The sequence below is a fragment of the Psychrobacter sp. DM4 genome, assembly GCF_051307035.1.
Lineage (GTDB): Bacteria > Pseudomonadota > Gammaproteobacteria > Pseudomonadales > Moraxellaceae > Psychrobacter.
The window spans coordinates 1840013-1859424 of the sequence record NZ_CP195536.1; the positions used below are offsets into that span (position 1 = coordinate 1840013).

The following is a 19412-nucleotide window of genomic DNA, read 5'->3' on the forward strand; positions in this document are numbered from 1 at the left end:
TTTACACCCCATCTTATATATGATCTTTTTATGACTGAATACGCAAAATATCATGATAAACCGACTTATACGCTAGCGATCGCTATTGAGTTTTTAGGCACTCATTATTACGGCTGGCAACGACAAAAAGAGGTACTTGGGGTTCAAGAAGTCCTAGAGCAAGCGATCAGCAAAGTCGCTAATGAGCCTGTGGATGTTGTCGCTGCTGGTCGTACTGACTCGAGCGTTCATGCTGGTAATATGATTGCTCATTTTGTCACGCATGCTCATAGACCTGCGCGCAACTGGCTACGCGGGGTCAATAGCCTATTACCCAATGATATCGCGCTACGCTGGATTCAGCCTATGCCTGCTGATTTTCATGCTCGTTTTAAAGCCATTGCTCGCCGATATCGCTACATTACTTTGAACCAGCCTCAGCGTCCTGCTATCTTAAATCGTCAGGTTACTCATATTTATGAGCCTCTTGATCTAAGCGCTATGCAAACAGCGGCAGCTGACATCGTAGGGACGCATGACTTTAGTAGTTATCGCGCGGCAGCCTGTCAGTCCAACCAGCCTGTACGTACGATTGCTCATGCCAAACTTTTCGCTCATGGATCGTTTATCGTTTTTGATATTCAGGCAGACGGGTTTTTGCATCATATGGTACGCAACCTAATGGGTACGCTGTACGCTATCGGTAGACAGGAGTTACAGCCTACTGATTTTTTGAATATACTAGCCAAAAAGGATCGTAAGATTGCTCCGCCTACCGCCTCAGGTGACGGCTTATACTTTGTTAATGCTTATTACCCTGAGCGCTATCAACACCTAATCCCCAATGCGCCTTTAACTCCCGTTTGGTTGAACTTGCCAGATTGAAGTACGATCAGCTGGCATACATATCAGTTACACACTGTCAAGCAAAAACTGAGTTCGCCATTGCGCTAGTCTCTAAACTTGCGTATAATATCCGCTTATTTTTGAGTGATTGATACCAATATGGCAAAAGACGAAATTATTGAATTTGAAGGCGAAGTCATTGACACCCTTCCGAACACCTTGTTTAAAGTTCGTTTAGAAAACGGACATGAGATCATCGCGCATATCTCAGGTAAGATGCGCAAACATTACATTCGTATTTTAACGGGTGACAAAGTCAAGGTTGAAATGACGCCTTATGACTTGTCAAAAGGTCGCATCACCTATCGTGGTAAGAACTAGTTTTAAGTATTATTTATTCAGTGCGATTCGTGGCTCTTTCTCGCTTGAGTCGATGTTAGTTTTAGATACTTTTAATGAAAGCCGTTTCGTTGTCTAAAATATCATTAAATGACAGACCTAGCAGTTAAGCCAACGATCGTACCGCATAAAAATACCGCTAATAGATAGCGGTATTTTTATGCCTGGAACTCTATGCTTGGAACTTGGTCTTTATTTGAACTCTACTGTCGCATCGTTCTTTATCGTGCCTAGTAGTGCCAACGCATCCCAGTTAGTTAATCGTACGCACCCTGATGACGCTTGACGACTGATACGCGCAGGATCTGGTGAACCATGAATACCATATGAAGGTTTACTCAGTCCAATCCAAACAATACCGACTGGATTGTTAGGTCCTGGTGGAATGATCAGCTGACTGTCATCGTCTGCGCTATAGGTGTAATTAGGCTTATGTACTTTTACCTCGACCGTATGTGTCCCTGAAGGAGACGGCTTCGTACTGCTTCCTACTGTAGTCGGATAGCTGGCAATTAAATTGTCCTTGTCATCGTAGGCATACAAAGTCTGGGTAGTCTTGTCAGCCACGACTCGGCTTACTGCTTTGGTATTGGGATTGCCTGGATTGTAGACCGTAATCGTTTCACCTGCGCGAAAAGTAGCATTAGGATTTAACGACTTTAAATATTTCTCATTGATATGAAACTTCTCTGCTAGCGCCTCGGTCACACTCTCATAGTACATACCTTTCAGCTCAGATTTTCCTTCGGCACTGGCAGGAATGTTCGTCGTTTTGACATTCACATCATCATCACTTAGCGTGTAGTTTACCAGTATAGGCTGACGCGTTAACCGCTCACTGGCTCTAAGCGCTTGCCAAGTCTCATCGTTTAAACTATCGGTAACTTTTAACCCTTTAGCTTTCTGAAACGCTTGCATCGCTTTTCGCGTGTTTTTACCCCAGTAACCATCTACTGGACCTACGCCGTGCTGATGCCAATTAAGTAGCGCCTGAAGCTTAGTACCTGTAGTGCGATCTATCTTCTGCCCGGCTGACCATTTTGCATCATTGACTTGTTTTGCGCTCTTGGGTAGATTCTTAGTCGTATACTTGATGGTCGGCAGCAGATCGTTGAGTGAATTGGCAATTTTGCTATCGCCATTTAGTTGCTGACTGACGCCATTAGTAACAGGACTTGCATCCTTGTTAGTGCCAGTTGTCGCCGCATTACTTGGACCCACAAGCATAACACTGGATAATCCTACTATGGTCATCGCTGTGCAAATTTTCTTTAACTGATACATATCTCATTCCTAAAATAATTAACTATAATGTTGTCGTAATAGTTCTTATGTTTTTACCGTTGTAGATAATGTCACAGTACTAAAAAGTTATATAACAGCTTTGTGTTAATAAGCTGAGTCTCTTATATCACCTTTGTTAAATGGTTTTAATAATAAGAGTCATAACTATGTTTAAAAAAAAGCCCACAAACCATCAAATGATTTATGGGCTTGCTCGTCCATATTCTACGACTTTAAATATTGAGACTATTTGAGCTTAGCTAATACAGCCTGACCCATCTGTGCACAACCGACGGAGATAAGACCTTTTTCCTCTTTGTCCAAGATATCAACAGTACGCAGACCGTCATCGAGTACGTCGCTTACCGCATTTTCGATCGCTTGCGCTGCAGATTCTTGCTTAAAGGTATAACGCAGCATCATAGCGACGGACAAAATAGTCGCTAGAGGATTGGCTTTGTCCTGTCCTGCGATATCTGGCGCTGAGCCATGGCAAGGCTCGTACATACCCTTTCCTGCCTCATCTAAGCTCGCTGAAGGTAGCATACCGATAGAGCCTGTAAGCATTGCCGCCTCATCCGACAAGATATCACCGAACATATTACCGGTCACCATGACATCGAACTGCTTAGGGTCTTTGATAAGTTGCATACAAGCATTATCAGCGTACATATGGGACAAAGCGACGTCGGTATACTCTGTCTCTTGCATCTGAGTAATGGTCTGCTTCCACAGCTCAGTGACTTCTAGTACATTAGCTTTATCAATTGAGCATATCTTGGCAGGTTTGCCAGAGCTTTGTGCGCGAGTTTTGGCCAGCTCAAAAGCGACCTTGCCAATACGCTGAATCTCACTAGTCTTGTAGACCATCGTATTATAGCCTTGCTGCTCACCATTCTCTAATGTACGAATACCGCGCGGCTCACCGAAATAAATGCCGCCTGTCAGTTCACGTACGATGAGCAAATCAAGGCCTGATATGATTTCAGGCTTAATGCTCGAGGCATTAGCCAGCTGCGGATAGAGCTTCGCCACGCGCAAGTTGGCAAATAGACCAAGCTCACTGCGTATTTTGAGTAATCCGCGCTCAGGGCGTTTGCTACGCTCGATACTGTCCCATTTAGGGCCACCGACTGCGCCAAGTAATACCGCATCTGCTGCGCGAGCACGCTCAAGCGTCTCCTCTGGCAAGGGTTCACCAGTAGCATCAAAAGCCACACCACCGATCAAACCTGACTCCACTGTCAGACCTAATGAAAACTTATCATTAACAGCCTGTAATACTTCAACGGCCTGCGTCATAATCTCAGGACCAATACCATCGCCTGCCAATGTTAAAATTGTTGCCATATAAATCCTTGTTATTTTTTGATAAGTAACGGGTTGCTTTGGTACTTGACTCATAAAACTGACATACTAGAGCGTCTCTAGCGCATTACTTTCCACAAATTCGCCTTGACGCGCGCTATCTGCCTGCTTGCAAAAGCGGCGTTGCAAGCGACTATTAAAGGTGAGATCCACACATAAGGGACTTGGCGGTGCATTTTCTAACAAACTACCTTTAGTCGTGTTTAGCTTTTTGCGATAAGCCCGTAGCTCATAACTGCCTGACTGTGTAAACTCATGAATCACCGCAAAACGCTCAATATAACCTATGTTATTCTCAGGATAAAAATTAACCTGAACCTCATGCTTACCCGGTTTTATACGTAAATAATAATTGGTCAAGCCTTCGATATTAGATACTGATAGCGGTACTATCTTGATAGCAGTTTTACTTGCCAAAGGCGTAATGTCAGGTTCTATAGTAGTCTGAATGCGGTTGCTAAACGGTTTTTTAGTGTCAGTATCGACGCTACGCATAGCCGTCAACATAGTAGGATCGATAGGTTCGTGGCTATCGGCTGAGACAATAGGCGTTTTGTCTATTTGTACTATTTCACAGTGGTAAGTGCCCTTACACGCGATATTGATCTCGCCTGCAACAGGTTCAAGTGTTTGTGCTGAGGAGCGGATGTCATCAGCGTCATCAATCTGGTTATAACCTGTCAGAGCTTGACACCCTGACAGGGCTAAACTTGTACATACAGTCAAACCAATCAAACGTTTATTATTCATAACGACGGCTACTATTAGTCATATAAGTGAAACGAAGGTCATCCATTCTAGCTATTTCATAACCATAACTCAATACCATATTCATATTTACTCATATACACCAATTAGTAAAGAACGACCTAGGCTAGGCTCTAAAGGTGTCGTCGCTTTTAGGCACGCACTTGGTTAAATATCCAAGGCGTTTTTTGCATCATTTGCTGCTCATACTCCTTGATGTCGTCCGTTTTTTGCAAGGTCAATCCAATATCGTCAAGACCATTCAGTAAACAGTGCTTTCGAAATTCGTCGACTTCAAAGGCATACTCCTCACCCGTAGGCATTATGACTACCTGACGTTCAAGATCAGCGGTCAATTGATAGCCTTCGTTAGCAGTGACTGCTTTCATCAATTTATCAACAATCTCTTCGTCCAAAACAATGGGCAGCATACCGTTTTTAAAACAATTATTATAAAAGATATCTGCAAAACTTGGCGCTATTACGGTGCGAAAACCATATTCAGAAAGAGCCCAAGGCGCATGTTCACGACTAGAGCCACAACCGAAGTTCCGACGAGCAAGGAGTATAGTTGCTCCATCATAACGAGGTTGGTTTAGGACAAAGTCTGGATTGATCGGACGGGCACTATTGTCCTGGCCGTCACCTAAAGAAGGCACGCCCTCATCTAGATAGCGCCACTCATCAAAAAGATTAACGCCAAAACCTGTACGTTTTATAGATTTTAAAAACTGCTTGGGAATGATCTGGTCCGTATCGACGTTGGCACGATCGAGGGGACAGACGATACCGGTTTGAGTGTTATAAGCTTGCATAGTGATTCCTTAACATAACGGTTTGATACTTAAATACTAAAACGTACGCACATCTACGAAATGACCAGCTAAGGCAGCAGCAGCAGCCATCGCAGGACTGACTAGGTGCGTGCGCCCGCCTGTACCCTGACGTCCCTCAAAGTTACGATTGGACGTCGAGGCACAATGCTCTTCTGGCTCAAGCTTGTCCGCGTTCATCGCAAGACACATAGAACAGCCCGGCTCGCGCCACTCAAAACCAGCTTCTGTGAACAAAGCGTCCAAACCCTCAGACTCTGCCTGTAGTTTGACTTGACCTGAGCCTGCAACGACGATTGCCTCTTTTATCGTATTGGCAACCTTACGACCTTTGATAACCGCCGCAGCGTCACGCAAATCTTCAATACGCGAGTTGGTACAAGAGCCAATAAACACGCGATCAAGCTGAATGTCAGTAATCTTTTGACCCGCTTGCAAGCCCATATAGGTATAAGCTCGTAGCCACCCCTCTTCTTGAGCATCATCGATTGCTTGATCAGGCGTTGGGATAGACTGAGTAATATCAACCACCATCTCAGGTGAGGTGCCCCAAGATACCTGCGGCGCTATCTGGCTACCGTCAAGCTCAATCACCGTATCAAACACTGCATCATCATCTGAGTACAAGGTGCGCCAGTAGCTCTCAGCCTGCGCCCACTGCAACTCATTTGGTGCATAAGGACGTCCTTTGACATAATCAATGGTCGTATCATCGACAGCCACCATACCGACGCGTGCGCCCGCCTCAATCGCCATGTTACAGACCGTCATTCGGCCTTCCATACTCATGTCTTCAAACACTTGTCCTGCAAATTCGATAGCGTGACCTGTGCCGCCTGCCGTACCGATTTTGGCAATAATAGCCAGTACAACATCCTTTGACGTCACACCAACACCGAGCTTACCTGTGACACGAATTTGCATGTTTTTTGATTTCTTTTGAATCAAGCATTGGGTTGCCAATACGTGTTCGACCTCTGAGGTACCAATGCCATGAGCCAAGCAACCAAGCGCGCCATGAGTCGCCGTATGCGAATCACCGCAAACGACCGTCATACCCGGCAAGACTAGGCCTTGCTCAGGACCGACCACATGCAAAATACCTTGACGCGCATCGTTGATGGTGAATTCCGCGATATCGAATTTGGCACAATTGTCATCTAAAGTAAGCACTTGCAAACGCGATACTTTGTCTTTGATACCTGCCACGCCCTCTAAACGCTCTTTACTGACGGTAGGTACGTTATGATCGGGACTGGCAATGTTCGCAGACAAGCGCCAAGGCTTTCTATTAGCCAGATCCAAACCTTCGAAGGCTTGTGGGCTTGTAACCTCGTGCAATAGATGGCGGTCAATATAGATAAGGCTTGAACCATCGTCACGTTTAGTGACTTCATGAGCGTTCCAAAGTTTGTCATATAAGGTTTGAGCGGCCATTTTGTTATCCTTCTTGGTTGCTAACTGCTAGTCGACCCAAGCGTAAAAGCTGAGTCAAAATACGGTATGTTTTTTATAAAATGAGTGGTTTATATAAAGGGTTATGCGTGTACTTAGATAGAATCTCAATGCTCAATTAATGATACAAGAGTATATCGTTGCTTTGATATCACTTATGGTCTAAATGCCAAATAAAATGTCTTTGAGTCTTGTGATTATAGCAGTCTAATCCTATAATAATAATTGATGATTTTTGCGTATACGAAAACTTTTTATTTACAATCAACAGCCTCTATATGACCCAACTTTTATTTATAGCTCATTAAGTAGCTAAGGACATCGGTTTGAATACCACCAATTTGACAACGTTTGTGACTGTGATGCATACAGGTAGCATCTCAGGGGCTGCAGAAAAGCTCTTTATTACCCAGCCTGCGGTCAGTAAACGCATAAAGAATCTAGAAGATGAATTCAAAATCACTCTCTTTGATACCGTAGGTCGCGGTATTGTTCCGACTCAAGCTGCCAGTGAAATGCTACCGCATGCCAAACGTTGGCTTGAGGATTACGAAAACTTTAAAATCAATTTGCAACATGCAGAGCATATTGTATCAGGTAAATTAGTCATTGGTACCAGCCATCATATTGGTTTGCATCATTTGGCACCAGTACTTAAACATTTTATTCAAGCGTATCCTGCGGTACAGTTAGAGGTACATTTTGTTGATTCAGAAGCAGCGCACAAAGCGGTATTGGATGGCGATCTCTCCTTAGCGTTTTTGACATTGCCGCCAGTTTATGACAAACGCCTAACCTATCATACGCTTTGGTCCGATCCGCTATACTTTATGACAGGTACCCTCTCCTCGCTTGCCAACAAAGCCAATGTCACTTTGGAGCAATTAGCTCGTTATCCTGCTATTTTGCCTTCAGCCAATACGTTTACTAGTCAAATCACTTTAGCGGAATTCGCCAAGCATAACCTCAAACCCTATGCCACTATGAGCACCAATCCGCTAGAATCTATTCGTATGTTGGTATCAGTAGGCCTTGGCTGGTCTGTACTACCACAAACGCTCATTAGTCAAGATTTAGAGCGCATCAATATGGCTGACAACATTGAGCTGCAACGTTATCTAGGCGTAGTTATCAACCCTAAGTTGACACGCTCTAGTAGTGTTAGTGCTTTACTTGATCTGCTAGCACCTATCGACTAGTCTTCCAGGGTCTAACAACTCACTTCAAAGCGGTGCTGATAGTAACGTCAGTGCCGCTTTGCTATGTCAATACGTGTTTAACATTAGCGTACTTACAATTTATTCGCGACAATCCGTGACAACGGTCGTCTTCATTTGTTATTGTAACAACTAGTTACGATAGCGTTATATAATTAACGTTTGTCACTATACGAATATGATTGTTTCAAGATGACGTATTTTAATAGGTAACCCGTCTACAATAACGAGTATGACTATTAAATCAGGCAAAATTTAGATAGTTCAGTAATGGTTTTTCGGCTAAATATTGACACCCCTTTACTATCAATAGATAGCCCTACTCTAAAACCATTACTTTTATAGAATGGTTTTTTTGTTTTTGGGAATAAAATTTTATTGGTTAATAATTCTACTGTTAGACAATGTCACTAATATATACAAGCAAAGCCAATAGCTTTGGCTAAGGATAGCGATATGAATGGAGTTTCCACTGGCGTATTAATCTCACTCGCCGCATACTTTTTAGTAATGATAGGGATTGGTGTTTATGCTTATTTCAAGCAAGCCAATGACACTGAAGGCTATATGCTCGGCGGCCGAAACCTGAGTCCTGCGGTTACTGCCCTCTCGGCTGGTGCCTCAGATATGTCAGGGTGGTTGTTGCTTGGCTTGCCAGGGTATATGTATGGCTCTGGTGTAGTCAGTATTTGGATTGCGCTAGGCTTGACCTTAGGTGCTCTTATGAACTACATCATTGTAGCACCGCGCCTGCGTGTCTACACTGAAGTGGCTGACAATGCTATTACCCTGCCCGATTACTTTGCCAATCGATTCGAAGACAAGTCGCACATGCTGCGCGTTATCTCAGCGATTGTTATTATTCTATTCTTTACTGTCTATACCGCGGCAAGTTTGGTCGGCGGTGGTAAATTGTTCGAAAGTTCGCTAAATCTGCCTTATAACACGGGTCTATGGGTAACCGCTGGTGTCGTTGTCGCTTATACTTTATTTGGCGGTTTCTTAGCCGTATCGATGACTGACTTTGTTCAAGGCATCATCATGCTCTTTGCTTTGGTCATCGTACCTCTTGTTGCCTTTACTGATCTTGGCGGCGTAGCGTCGGTTACTGAATCGGTTAGAAATATCGATCCCTCAATGTTGAACATTTTTAGTGGTATGACCTTTTTGGGTATCATCTCATTAATGGCATGGGGTTTGGGTTATTTTGGTCAGCCGCATATCATCGTGCGTTTTATGGCGATACGTTCAGTCAAAGACGTTCCTACTGCTCGTAACATCGGTATGAGCTGGATGATCGTCAGTTTGATCGGTGCATTAGCGACTGGTTTCGCAGGTCGTGCTTATGTCGAGAGAACAGCGATGACCTTGGATGATCCAGAAACGATCTTCTTAGTATTCACGCAGTTCTTGTTCACGCCGCTGGTATCAGGTTTCTTGTTAGCTGCTATCTTGGCCGCTATTATGAGTACTATCTCATCACAGCTACTCGTGGTATCAAGCTCACTGACCAAAGATGTGTACAAGCTATTCTTTGATAGAGACGCCCCAGAAGCGCGTCAAGTACTCGTTGGCCGTATCTCAGTTGTCATCGTCGCTGTGGTATCAATATTACTGGCCTCTGATCCTGAAAGCTCAGTATTAGAACTCGTCTCTCATGCTTGGGCAGGCTTCGGTGCTGCCTTCGGACCTTTGGTTATATTTAGCTTAGTGTGGCGCGGTATGAACCGTAACGGCGCTGTCGCTGGTATGGTTGTTGGTGCTTTGACCGTCATCCTTTGGGTCTATGGTCCATTCCAGATGAATGGTATGGCTTTAAACGATTGGTTGTACGCTATTGTTCCAGGCTTTGTCTTGAGCACTATCGCCATCTTTGTAGTCAGTAAGATGACAGGTGGACCTAAGTCTACGGTTTCAGCCAAATTCAAAGAGATGGAGCTAAACTTGCATAAGTAAGTAAAGCGTTAGCTGAATTTCTATTTCTATTTTTATTTTTATTTCTATAATTACTAACCTCGTTACTGTTCTAGTAGCGAGGTTTTTTACTGCCTGTATTTGTTTGATACTAAATAATAGCTACCTTGTACTCTTTGAACATAAGACAGTTTGCTTGGACTATTGTCTTGTTCACACAGCACTATCTACCCTAAACGTTTAATATCAGCATTTCACGTTATAAACATAAACGTTACCTGCCTGCTCCTAGACCTCTAGTTTCTATATAAGCTGTTTGATAGACCTTTAATCCTATAGAAGCAGATTAGAGATGCATCTAACGCTCATGATTGATCTAAAAATCTCTTTATTCCCTTAACTTAAAATATAAACACCCATAAAAAAACGACCCATTAAGGATCGTTTTTTTTCAAAGGTTAGTTTCTAATCACTAAATTAGAAGCCCTGCTTTGCTTGGTAAGATAGTTTTGCACCTAAGATAAAGCCATCATTGTCTTCGGCATCGACAACAACTTTTCCTGTTGGTAGTCGACCTTTTGCATCACCGAACCATAGATATTTACCACCCGCTGATACAGCCCAGTTCTCGGTAACGTTGTACTTAGCACCAAGACCAACACTGTAGTAGCCATCTACTGGACCTAGTGAAGTGGTTGGATCACCTGCACCACTATCGTAACCAACTGTACCGCTAACTGCTAATGCTGGTGCTAAACGCTTGGCTAAACCCACTTCTACTTGCCATTGATCATCTTCATACTCAACCAATTTTAGTCCATCATCAGCGTATAATGGGTTGTTCTTGCTCACTGCATTGTATAGTGGAGGGGTGATTGAAAAATCACTCCATGGTACCCAGCGCACTTTCATTGAAGCTAGAGTCGTTGGGTTAATACCAGTCTGAAAATCAAAGTTAACAGACTCAGGAGTCGTAATCTCGTAATCATTAGTTTGTGTAGCGGCAGCTGGGTCACCTGCTAAGAGTCCTGCCAACGGATATGTTTCAGTAATATCTATGTTGTGGTCAATCTCAGAACGGTAAGTCAACGCCGCTTTTAGAGCGATTTCAGGCTTGCTGTATGAAAAACCTGCAATATAACCATAATCCATATCAGGGTTGCTGTTAGAGGTGTAACCAGTGGCAAGATCATATGCACTACCACGTAATCTTACTTGAGCCTCGAGACGTTGGGCAACTGGACCACCGTAGATTTGAAATTCTTTGTTAGCGCCAAACTTAGCACCAAGAAGAGCTGTTAAACTCTGGCTACGTACTTCAACTTTAGTGTTTTGAGTATTGGCAAGCTGTGCTTTGGCATAATTATCGAAGCCTACCAGCGTAGGTAAAGCAGCCTCACCAGTTGCAATTTGTGTTTGAAGAGCAGTAATCTGTCCTTGTATCTGCGCTTGAGCTGCTGGATTTGTAGTGTTTTGCAGAGCTTGTTGTAATTGTCCAACACCAGCTCTGGCTCTATCTAAATTACCTGGAAGATCATTGACATAGGTACTCAACTCTTGAGCGTTGGTAACTTGCGGTACCAATGGAGTTACTCGGTCTCCAATAAGATTATCAATTGCGACAGTTGGCGAACCAGTAAAGTTGCTATCACCTGTATACTCAGCAGAAGCACCAAACGGCTCGTCATAGATAATACCTACGCTAAAAGTATCATTAACATCGGCTTTTGCACCATAACGGAAAAAGTCGTAATCTTCAGCGATATCACCTGTCTTGTTGCCATCTTCAAACCGAGTATTGCTGTCTCCATTAAAGGCATTGTCTCTACCACTTACATCAGCGTCGATATAAGTATAGACAGCCTCAGCGTAAACACCATCTTGGAAAAAGGCAGTGACATCTTGACCTGAACGATCAAGGCCAGCAGCACTAGCAGCGCTAGCGACTGAAAAAGCAGCGATAGCTACTGTGAGGGTTTTTAAGTGAAAGGTGGCGCGCATTGTATTTCTCCAAACATCCCAGTTGTTTAATCGTCAATATAAGTAAGTGTTACTAAATATGTAGACGATGTCCTAAATTGAATAGTAATGGCTTTTTGACACTAAAACAACATTTAAAGTACTTTATTTCTCCATTATGACTGAACAGTACATGATATATGCTGGTTTCTAAATAAAATAGTTCTGTGTTGATAGTTTAAATGACTTATATATGCGATAGAATATATAAGTCTAGCTTTTTGCCTAATCTACTTCGCTCAAATCAAAAAAACGACCCTAAAAGGATCGCTTTTTTATTGATTTACCATTTTTATTTTAACTTACTCTTTACCAGAGTGACTATTTAGCCTGATAAGAGATTTTGGCACCTAAGATAAAGCCATCATTGTCTTCAAAGTCACTGACGATTTGTCCGCTCGGTATCTGACCTTCGGCATCACCGAACCATAGGTACTTGCCGCCTGCTGATACCGCCCAGTTTTCAGTCACGTTATATTTAGCACCAAGGCCTACACTATAGTAGCCTTCGATAGGGCCTAGTGAGGTGACAGGATCGCCTGCACCGCTATCCCAGCCGATGTTACCGCTAACCGCTAACGCTTTCGATAAACGTTTAGCAAGTCCTAACTCTACGACCCACTGATCGTCATCATAGCTGACTAATGGTAAACCATCAGGACGGAATGCAGGATTAGCAGTGCTCACCTCGTTATAAAGTGACGGTACGATTGCGAAATCACCCCAAGGTACCCAGCGTACTCTTGCAGTAGCTAAAGTTGTTGGGTTAATACCCGTCTGGAAATCAAAGTTGACTGATTCAGGTGTTGTTATCTCTATATCGCCACTTCTATTTGTTGGAAAAGCGAACGGTCCACCAGCTACTGGTGGTATAGAGCCTCCAATTGCAGTTGCTAGAGGATAACTTTCGCCAGCGTTTGTTGTGTGCTCAATCTCTGAACGATATGTCAATGCTGCTAGTAATGCGATTTCAGGTTTGCTATAAGACAGGCCAGCTATCCAGCCATAATCCTGATCAGTGCTAATATTCGTGGTGTAACCATTAGCTGGACCATAAGCTGGACCACGTAGTTGCACATCTGCTTGTACACGCTGAGCTACTGGACCACCATAAACCTGAAACTCTTTATTTGTGCCAAATTTTGCACCTAAAATACCCGTTAGGCTTTCGGTGCGAACTTCGACATTGGTTTCTTCACCATTTCTTGGAGAAACTGGGTTTTGATCTATAAAATTATTCTCGCCCACGTAGTCTGCTGCCGCGCCAAAAGGCTCATCGTAAAGAATACCAACACTAAAAGTGTCATTGATGTCTGCTTTTACGCCATAACGAAAAAAATCATAGTCCTCGGCGATATCTTGTATCTTGTTACCTGATGTATCTGTGCCTGTTACATCAGCGTCTATATAAGTATATACCGTCTCGGCATAAACACCATCTTGAAAGAAGGCAGTTACATCTTGACCTGAGCGATCGAGGCCAGCAGCATTAGTTACACTAGCTATAGACAAAGCAGCGATGGCTAGGGGTAGAGTCTTTAAATTGAAAACGACACGCATTGTATTTCTCCAGACATCCAAATAATTGTCACTGTAATAATAGTAGACAGGCAGTTTAAAACTGGAGTGATACTAATAGCTTTTGCGCTGCAAAACAATCAAAAAAACACACTATTGCTCACTTGTGACTCTATGGTCACTGGTTAGTAATGTGGGGGTTTATCTGCTATAACGTCGAATGGTGCTATACCCTGATCTCCGTTTTGATTTTGTTGCTGTTTATTTATAAGTTGAATCTGACGCTGTAGAGCCTGAATATGTTGGTCTTGACGAGTCACGACTTGATCTAATTGCTCCACCGTCCTTTCAAGATGTGCCATGCTCATTTGTAACTCTGTCATCTGCTCCTGAATATCGGGCGTGGCTGTCTCATTAAGATTTTGCAAATTATTGTTATGTTTATCATCTATTAAAAGGGTCATGGTTCTCTCGTAGTTGTTATTGTGGAGTGATAATAACGGATATGTACTTGATATGTTTATATTGACAGCTTGGTTGGCAATCGTCTCTTTAGCAAGAACATCCAAATTTACGGTTATAAGAACAAGCCATGTTAAATATAATAATAAAGGTTGTCTATGAAAGAAAACTGGTATGACAGCGTGTTATACTGCCATCAGCTGAGCAAGACCCTTTATCGCGGTATGTGTTACGGCGTTACTTACTGATAGCTTGATCCTCTCATCACAATTCTTACCTCTATATATAAGCTTAAGATACTCTATGGCACTGATACATCTAAAAAACATTCATCTCGCTTTTGGCGTGGCTCCCGTACTCGACGGTATTGACTTTAGCATTAACGAGGGCGAGCGCGTTTGCTTGATTGGTCGTAATGGCGAAGGCAAATCCACCTTATTCAAGCTCATCAATGGCTCTTTGCAACCTGATAGTGGCGAGGTCATCATCAGTGGTAGCGCAAGCGTCGCTATGCTTGAGCAAGACGTTCCTGAAACTAGCGGTAAAATACTAGATATCGTCATGGGCGGTAGTCGTCGTACCGCTGACCTGCTAATCAGTTACAATCAGCAGACTGATCTATGCGCTGATGGTGATATGGCTGCCTGCGAGCGTATGGCAACGCTACAACACGATATTGATGCGGTACATGGTTGGGATTTGGAGCGTGAAGCGAGACGCCTCATCACGACTATGGGTCTCGATCCTGAAGATGATTTGTCATCCTTATCCGGCGGGCGTAAGCGCCGTGTACTGTTGGCGCGTGCTCTTGTGACCAAGCCTGATATGTTACTCCTCGATGAGCCGACCAACCATTTGGATGTTGACAGCATTGAGTGGCTAGAGCGCTTTTTGCTCGATTGGCAAGGTCTGACGCTACTGTTTGTCACCCATGATAGAGCCTTTGTTGATAAGCTGGCCACTCGCATTGTCGAGCTTGACCGTGGTCAATTGACCAGCTATGACGTCACTCAAGGCGCAAAGGGCTATGCTCGCTATCAAGAGCTCAAAGAGCTACAGCTATTAGCAGAAGAGAAGAACAATGCTAATTTTGACAAAAAATTGGCACAAGAAGAGGTTTGGATTCGTCAAGGTATCAAAGCCCGTCGTACTCGTAATGAGGGCCGCGTCCGTGATCTAAAAGCGTTACGCGCGGAGCGGAGCGATCGCCGTGAACAAGTCGGTAACGTCAATATTACAATGGGCGAAGGCGAAAAAAGCGGCAAACTGGTCTGTAAAGTCAAAAATCTACATCTTGAATACGACGGTAATGTCTTAGTCGACAATTTTACCACTACGATTATGCGTGGGGACAAGATCGGTATTATTGGTCCCAATGGTGCGGGTAAAACGACCCTTATCAAAGCTATACTCGACATGTCTGATGATGAGGTTACCAAAACAGGCAGCGTCGTCCTAGGTACAAATTTACAAATTGCCTTTTTTGATCAGCTGCGAGATCAGTTAGACCTTGAAGCAACTGTCGCTCAAAACGTCTCTGAAGGCTCAGACTTCATCGAGGTTGGTGGTCGCAAGACGCATATTATGAGCTATTTACAAGACTTCTTGTTCGCCCCAGAACGCGCTCGCACACCGGTCAAGGCTCTATCTGGCGGTGAGCGTAATCGAGTACTACTCGCCAAACAGCTACTAAAACCTGCCAATATTTTAGTACTTGATGAGCCAACAAACGACTTGGATATGGCAACCCTTGAGCTGTTAGAGGAATCTGTTAGTAGCTTTAACGGTACTATCTTACTTATCAGCCATGATCGCTCATTCATGGATAACGTGGTTACCTCTACTTGGGTATTTGACCAAGACGAAGGCGGACAAGGCGTGGTCAAAGAATATGTCGGCGGCTATCAAGAATACCTAGTACAAAAGAACCGCGCACAAGCAAGTATGGCAGCTAAAACGGCTTCTACTACTAATAGCAAGACTAATCATAAGAACACCTCAGCTATCAAACCAAAAAAGAGCGTCAAAAAGCTTAACTTTAATGAACAGCGCGAACTCGATAGCTTGCCCAAAGAAATAGCAGCGCTAGAAGCTGAACAAAACGAGATACAAGAGAAGCTCGCTGATGGCTCTTGGTTCATTCGAGACTTTGACAAAGCTACTGTTGCCAGCACACGCTTATTAGTTATCGAAGAGGAAATGATGAGTAAGCTTGAACGCTGGGAGATGCTCGAAGCTGATTAATTCGGTGAATGAACGTGCATGTTATAAGCATTTTCAACAGGTATGTATCCAGAAAATTTGTACAATCAAAAGCCTAATGAGCTTAACTGCAACCTCAGCTATCATTCCTCATAGGAATACATCTCTAGAAATCAAAGAGTAATTGTTAAAATATAGCATTTATATCCCACTATCGAATACTGATAACCAGTGGGTTATAGATGCTTTTTCTATATTCAATGGGCTAATTAAGCCTGCTCAGGTTGTTTTATTTTTAACACATCAATTTATTTTATGACCAAAATAGCTTAGAATAGTAACAATCAGAAAAACTAGGCGGAGCTTGCGTGGCTGACCTTTTTTTACTACCATCCTTTAAGCCATAAACCCAGTGTGGGATAATCCCATGTCATTCATCTGGAGGAAGTATTAATGCGCAATACCGAAGGCGTTAATGTACAACGTCGCAGAGTCCTTATTGCCTCAACTGCCGTCATTGGTGCAGCTGGGGTCGCGGCAGTCGCCACCCCTTTCGTCCGTTCATGGACGCCAAGTGCCAAAGCAGAAGCTGCAGGCGCGGCGGTGACTCAAGACATAGGATCTATAGAAGAAGGCCAGATGATTGTCGTCAAGTACCGAGGCAAACCCATTTTTGTGGTCAAGCGTACTCCAGACATGGTAGAGACTTTAAGTGCTGTGGAACCGCTGTTGGTTGACCCCGCCTCAGACGCCTCGCTACAACCAGAATATACTAAGAATCAAACCCGATCTTTAGAGCCGGGTTTATTAGTGGTTGAAGGCGTCTGTACTCACCTAGGCTGCGCTCCAAACTACCGTCCTGATGTGGGTGCTGCTGATTTGGGTGGTAATGATTGGTATGGCGGGTTCTTTTGTCCCTGTCATGGCTCTAAATATGATTTAGCAGGTCGCGTCTATAGCGGCGTTCCTGCACCGACTAACCTACCTATTCCAGATTATAGTTTGGATGGGTCTATCCTGACGGTTGGAGAGGCTTAATATGAGTATGGGCAAAAAGATTATGCACTGGGTGGATGCGCGCTTTCCGGCGACCGAAACCTATGAATACCACATGTCAAAGTACTATGCACCAAAGAACTTCAACTTTTGGTACTTCTTTGGCGTATTGTCAATGATCGTACTGGTCAATCAGCTGGTTACTGGTATTTGGTTGACAATGATGTACAACCCGAGTGCAGAAGGCGCCTTTGCCTCTGTTGAATATATTATGCGCGATGTCAAAGGTGGCTGGCTCATTCGCTACATGCACTCCACAGGCGCATCAGCATTCTTCGTTGTTGTGTATTTGCACATGTTCAGAGCGCTATTGTATGGCTCATATCAAAAGCCGCGCGAGCTTATTTGGCTTATCGGTATGGGTATCTACTTAGCACTAATGGCAGAAGGCTTCTTTGGGTATCTATTACCATGGGGCAATATGTCATTTTGGGGTGCGCAGGTTATCTTAAACTTGCCAGCGGCGCTGCCAATTATTGGTGATGGTCTTGCTGAATGGGTACGCGGTGATTATATCATCTCAGGTATCACCCTTAACCGCTTCTTTGCTTTGCATGTTGTCGCTATTCCGCTAGTTCTTGTCGGTCTTGTCTTTATGCATCTCGTGGCTTTGCATCATGTAGGCTCTAACAACCCTGATGGCATCGACATCAAAAAGCTAAAAGACAAAAACGGTGTACCTTTAGATGGTATCGAGTTCCATCCGTACTATACCGTGCATGATATGGTTGGCATTGTGGTCTTCTTTATCTTGTTCTTTGCGGTAGTATTCTTCTTCCCAGAAGGCGGCGGTTATTTCCTTGAGCCCCCTAACTTTGAGACGGCGAACTCACTGAAGACACCAGCACACATTGCACCGGTATGGTATTACACGCCTTTCTATGCGATTTTGCGAGCAGTTCCTAACAAGCTTGGCGGCGTTATTGCTATGGGCGGCGCGATTGCGGTATTGTTCTTGATACCTTGGCTCGATAGATCGCCAGTACGCTCGATGCGTTATAAAGGCATATTGTCTAAAATTGCTTTGACTATATTTGCTATTAGCTTTGTCGTACTTGGCTATCTAGGCGCAACACCAGCGACGCCGACAGCGACTATTATGGCGCGTGTCTTTACTATTTTATATTTCTTATTCTTCTTATTGATGCCTATTTATACGTCTATTGAGACGTGCAAACAGCCACCAGAACGCGTTACCGGAGGCCACTGATGAACACGCTAACAAAATCCTTAACCGGTTTGGGCTTAGGCGCGACATTGATGTTGACTGCGGGTACCGCAATGGCAGCGGGCGGCGGCGGATGTGGTACCTTTGTCAACGCTGAAGGTGTCGAGGAGCATCTGTTATGTAGTGAAGCCCCTATTGATTTTACGAATAAAGGCTCACTACAAAACGGCGCAAAGATGTTTATGAATTACTGCGCTGGTTGTCATTCAGCGCAGTACGTCAGACACTCTCGCATCGCAAAAGATTTAGAGATACCACCAGAGTTGGTCGAAAAATACTTGATGGTAACGACTGATCAGATTGGCGATCACATCAATGCTGAGATTGATCCTGAAGTTCAGGCGTCTTGGTTTGGTGCAGCACCACCAGATTTGTCGCTAGTGTCTAGATTGCGCGGTGATGACTGGGTCTATACCTATCTGTTGTCATTCTATGAAGATCCGAGTCGTCCATGGGGGGCGAACAACCTAGTCCTACAAAATGCGGCAATGCCTCATGTGCTAAACAACCTACAAAATGACTTGAGTACCGAAGAGTTTGAATCAGAAGTTGGTGATTTAGTCAACTTCTTGGCATGGATGGGTGAGCCTGTTCGTCATGATCGTCAAGTGATTGGCTTTTTCGTTATTCTCTTCTTATTAGTGCTGCTCATTCCTGTTTACTTGCTCAATAAAGAATTCTGGAAAGACGTCAAGTAGAGCTATATTTATACTATTTAGTTGATGAAAGAGCGCTACTTCGGTAGTGCTTTTTTGTGCGGTATTGATAAATAATATACGGTTAAAATAGTGTGAAAATATCGCACTATAAAAGTCGTGTTTACGTATGCTGCCTTGATAAACAAAGCGACTTTGTTTACGATGACAACCTTCACTATTAACATTA

16 protein-coding genes are annotated in these 19412 nt (G+C 43.7%); 8 read left to right on the plus strand and 8 right to left on the minus strand.

Annotated elements, in window-relative coordinates; translation table 11 throughout:
- Positions 1 to 30 precede the first annotated feature (30 nt).
- Complete coding sequence (truA, locus tag ACR64G_RS07740; RefSeq protein ID WP_435978733.1) at positions 31 to 864, plus strand: tRNA pseudouridine(38-40) synthase TruA; 834 nt, start codon at positions 31 to 33, stop codon at positions 862 to 864.
- Between the two features lie 120 nt (positions 865 to 984).
- Positions 985 to 1206 carry a translation initiation factor IF-1 gene (gene infA, locus ACR64G_RS07745; protein WP_010199824.1) on the plus strand — a complete coding sequence of 74 codons (222 nt, stop codon included), beginning with the start codon at positions 985 to 987 and terminating at the stop codon, positions 1204 to 1206.
- 210 nt (positions 1207 to 1416) lie between these two features.
- On the opposite strand, the gene ACR64G_RS07750 is transcribed toward infA, so the two are convergent.
- From ACR64G_RS07750 to leuC, 5 genes are all read right to left on the minus strand, one after another.
- Entirely contained in the window at positions 1417 to 2508 is a 1092-nt protein-coding gene (locus tag ACR64G_RS07750; RefSeq protein WP_435978734.1) for a L,D-transpeptidase family protein, read from the minus strand.
- Between the two features lie 246 nt (positions 2509 to 2754).
- Positions 2755 to 3858, minus strand: coding sequence for a 3-isopropylmalate dehydrogenase (gene leuB, locus ACR64G_RS07755; RefSeq protein ID WP_435978735.1), 1104 nt, complete (start codon positions 3856 to 3858; stop codon positions 2755 to 2757).
- A gap of 66 nt (positions 3859 to 3924) precedes the next feature.
- Entirely contained in the window at positions 3925 to 4626 is a 702-nt protein-coding gene (locus ACR64G_RS07760) for a hypothetical protein (protein ID WP_435978736.1), read from the minus strand.
- Positions 4627 to 4775: 149 nt separating this feature from the next.
- Entirely contained in the window at positions 4776 to 5438 is a 663-nt protein-coding gene (gene leuD, locus ACR64G_RS07765; protein ID WP_435978737.1) for a 3-isopropylmalate dehydratase small subunit, read from the minus strand.
- Between the two features lie 36 nt (positions 5439 to 5474).
- Complete coding sequence (gene leuC / locus ACR64G_RS07770; RefSeq protein WP_435978738.1) at positions 5475 to 6893, minus strand: 3-isopropylmalate dehydratase large subunit; 1419 nt, start codon at positions 6891 to 6893, stop codon at positions 5475 to 5477.
- Between the two features lie 344 nt (positions 6894 to 7237).
- Between leuC and ACR64G_RS07775 the strand changes: the two genes are divergently transcribed.
- Together ACR64G_RS07775 and putP are read left to right on the plus strand one after the other, a co-directional pair.
- Positions 7238 to 8110, plus strand: coding sequence for a LysR family transcriptional regulator (locus ACR64G_RS07775; RefSeq protein WP_435978739.1), 873 nt, complete (start codon positions 7238 to 7240; stop codon positions 8108 to 8110).
- A gap of 474 nt (positions 8111 to 8584) precedes the next feature.
- Entirely contained in the window at positions 8585 to 10084 is a 1500-nt protein-coding gene (gene putP / locus ACR64G_RS07780) for a sodium/proline symporter PutP (protein ID WP_435978740.1), read from the plus strand.
- Positions 10085 to 10519: 435 nt separating this feature from the next.
- Here putP and ACR64G_RS07785 read toward each other — a convergent pair whose 3' ends face one another.
- From ACR64G_RS07785 to ACR64G_RS07795, 3 genes are all read right to left on the minus strand, one after another.
- Positions 10520 to 12043, minus strand: coding sequence for an OmpP1/FadL family transporter (locus ACR64G_RS07785; RefSeq protein ID WP_435978741.1), 1524 nt, complete (start codon positions 12041 to 12043; stop codon positions 10520 to 10522).
- A gap of 339 nt (positions 12044 to 12382) precedes the next feature.
- Entirely contained in the window at positions 12383 to 13621 is a 1239-nt protein-coding gene (locus ACR64G_RS07790) for an OmpP1/FadL family transporter (RefSeq protein ID WP_435978742.1), read from the minus strand.
- Between the two features lie 143 nt (positions 13622 to 13764).
- Positions 13765 to 14043, minus strand: coding sequence for a SlyX family protein (locus ACR64G_RS07795; protein WP_435978743.1), 279 nt, complete (start codon positions 14041 to 14043; stop codon positions 13765 to 13767).
- 301 nt (positions 14044 to 14344) lie between these two features.
- On the opposite strand from ACR64G_RS07795, the gene ACR64G_RS07800 reads away from it, so the two are divergent.
- From ACR64G_RS07800 to ACR64G_RS07815, 4 genes are all read left to right on the plus strand, one after another.
- Complete coding sequence (locus tag ACR64G_RS07800) at positions 14345 to 16285, plus strand: ATP-binding cassette domain-containing protein (RefSeq protein ID WP_435978744.1); 1941 nt, start codon at positions 14345 to 14347, stop codon at positions 16283 to 16285.
- A 411-nt stretch (positions 16286 to 16696) separates the two neighbouring features.
- Positions 16697 to 17281, plus strand: a complete 585-nt coding sequence (gene petA / locus ACR64G_RS07805; protein WP_435978745.1) for a ubiquinol-cytochrome c reductase iron-sulfur subunit — start codon at positions 16697 to 16699, stop codon at positions 17279 to 17281.
- 22 nt (positions 17282 to 17303) lie between these two features.
- Positions 17304 to 18509, plus strand: a complete 1206-nt coding sequence (locus ACR64G_RS07810; RefSeq protein WP_435980684.1) for a cytochrome b — start codon at positions 17304 to 17306, stop codon at positions 18507 to 18509.
- A complete protein-coding gene (locus ACR64G_RS07815) occupies positions 18509 to 19225 on the plus strand; it encodes a cytochrome c1 (RefSeq protein ID WP_435978746.1) in 717 nt (238 codons plus the stop codon). The genes ACR64G_RS07810 and ACR64G_RS07815 overlap by 1 nt, the downstream gene beginning before the upstream one ends.
- Positions 19226 to 19412: the final 187 nt, after the last annotated feature.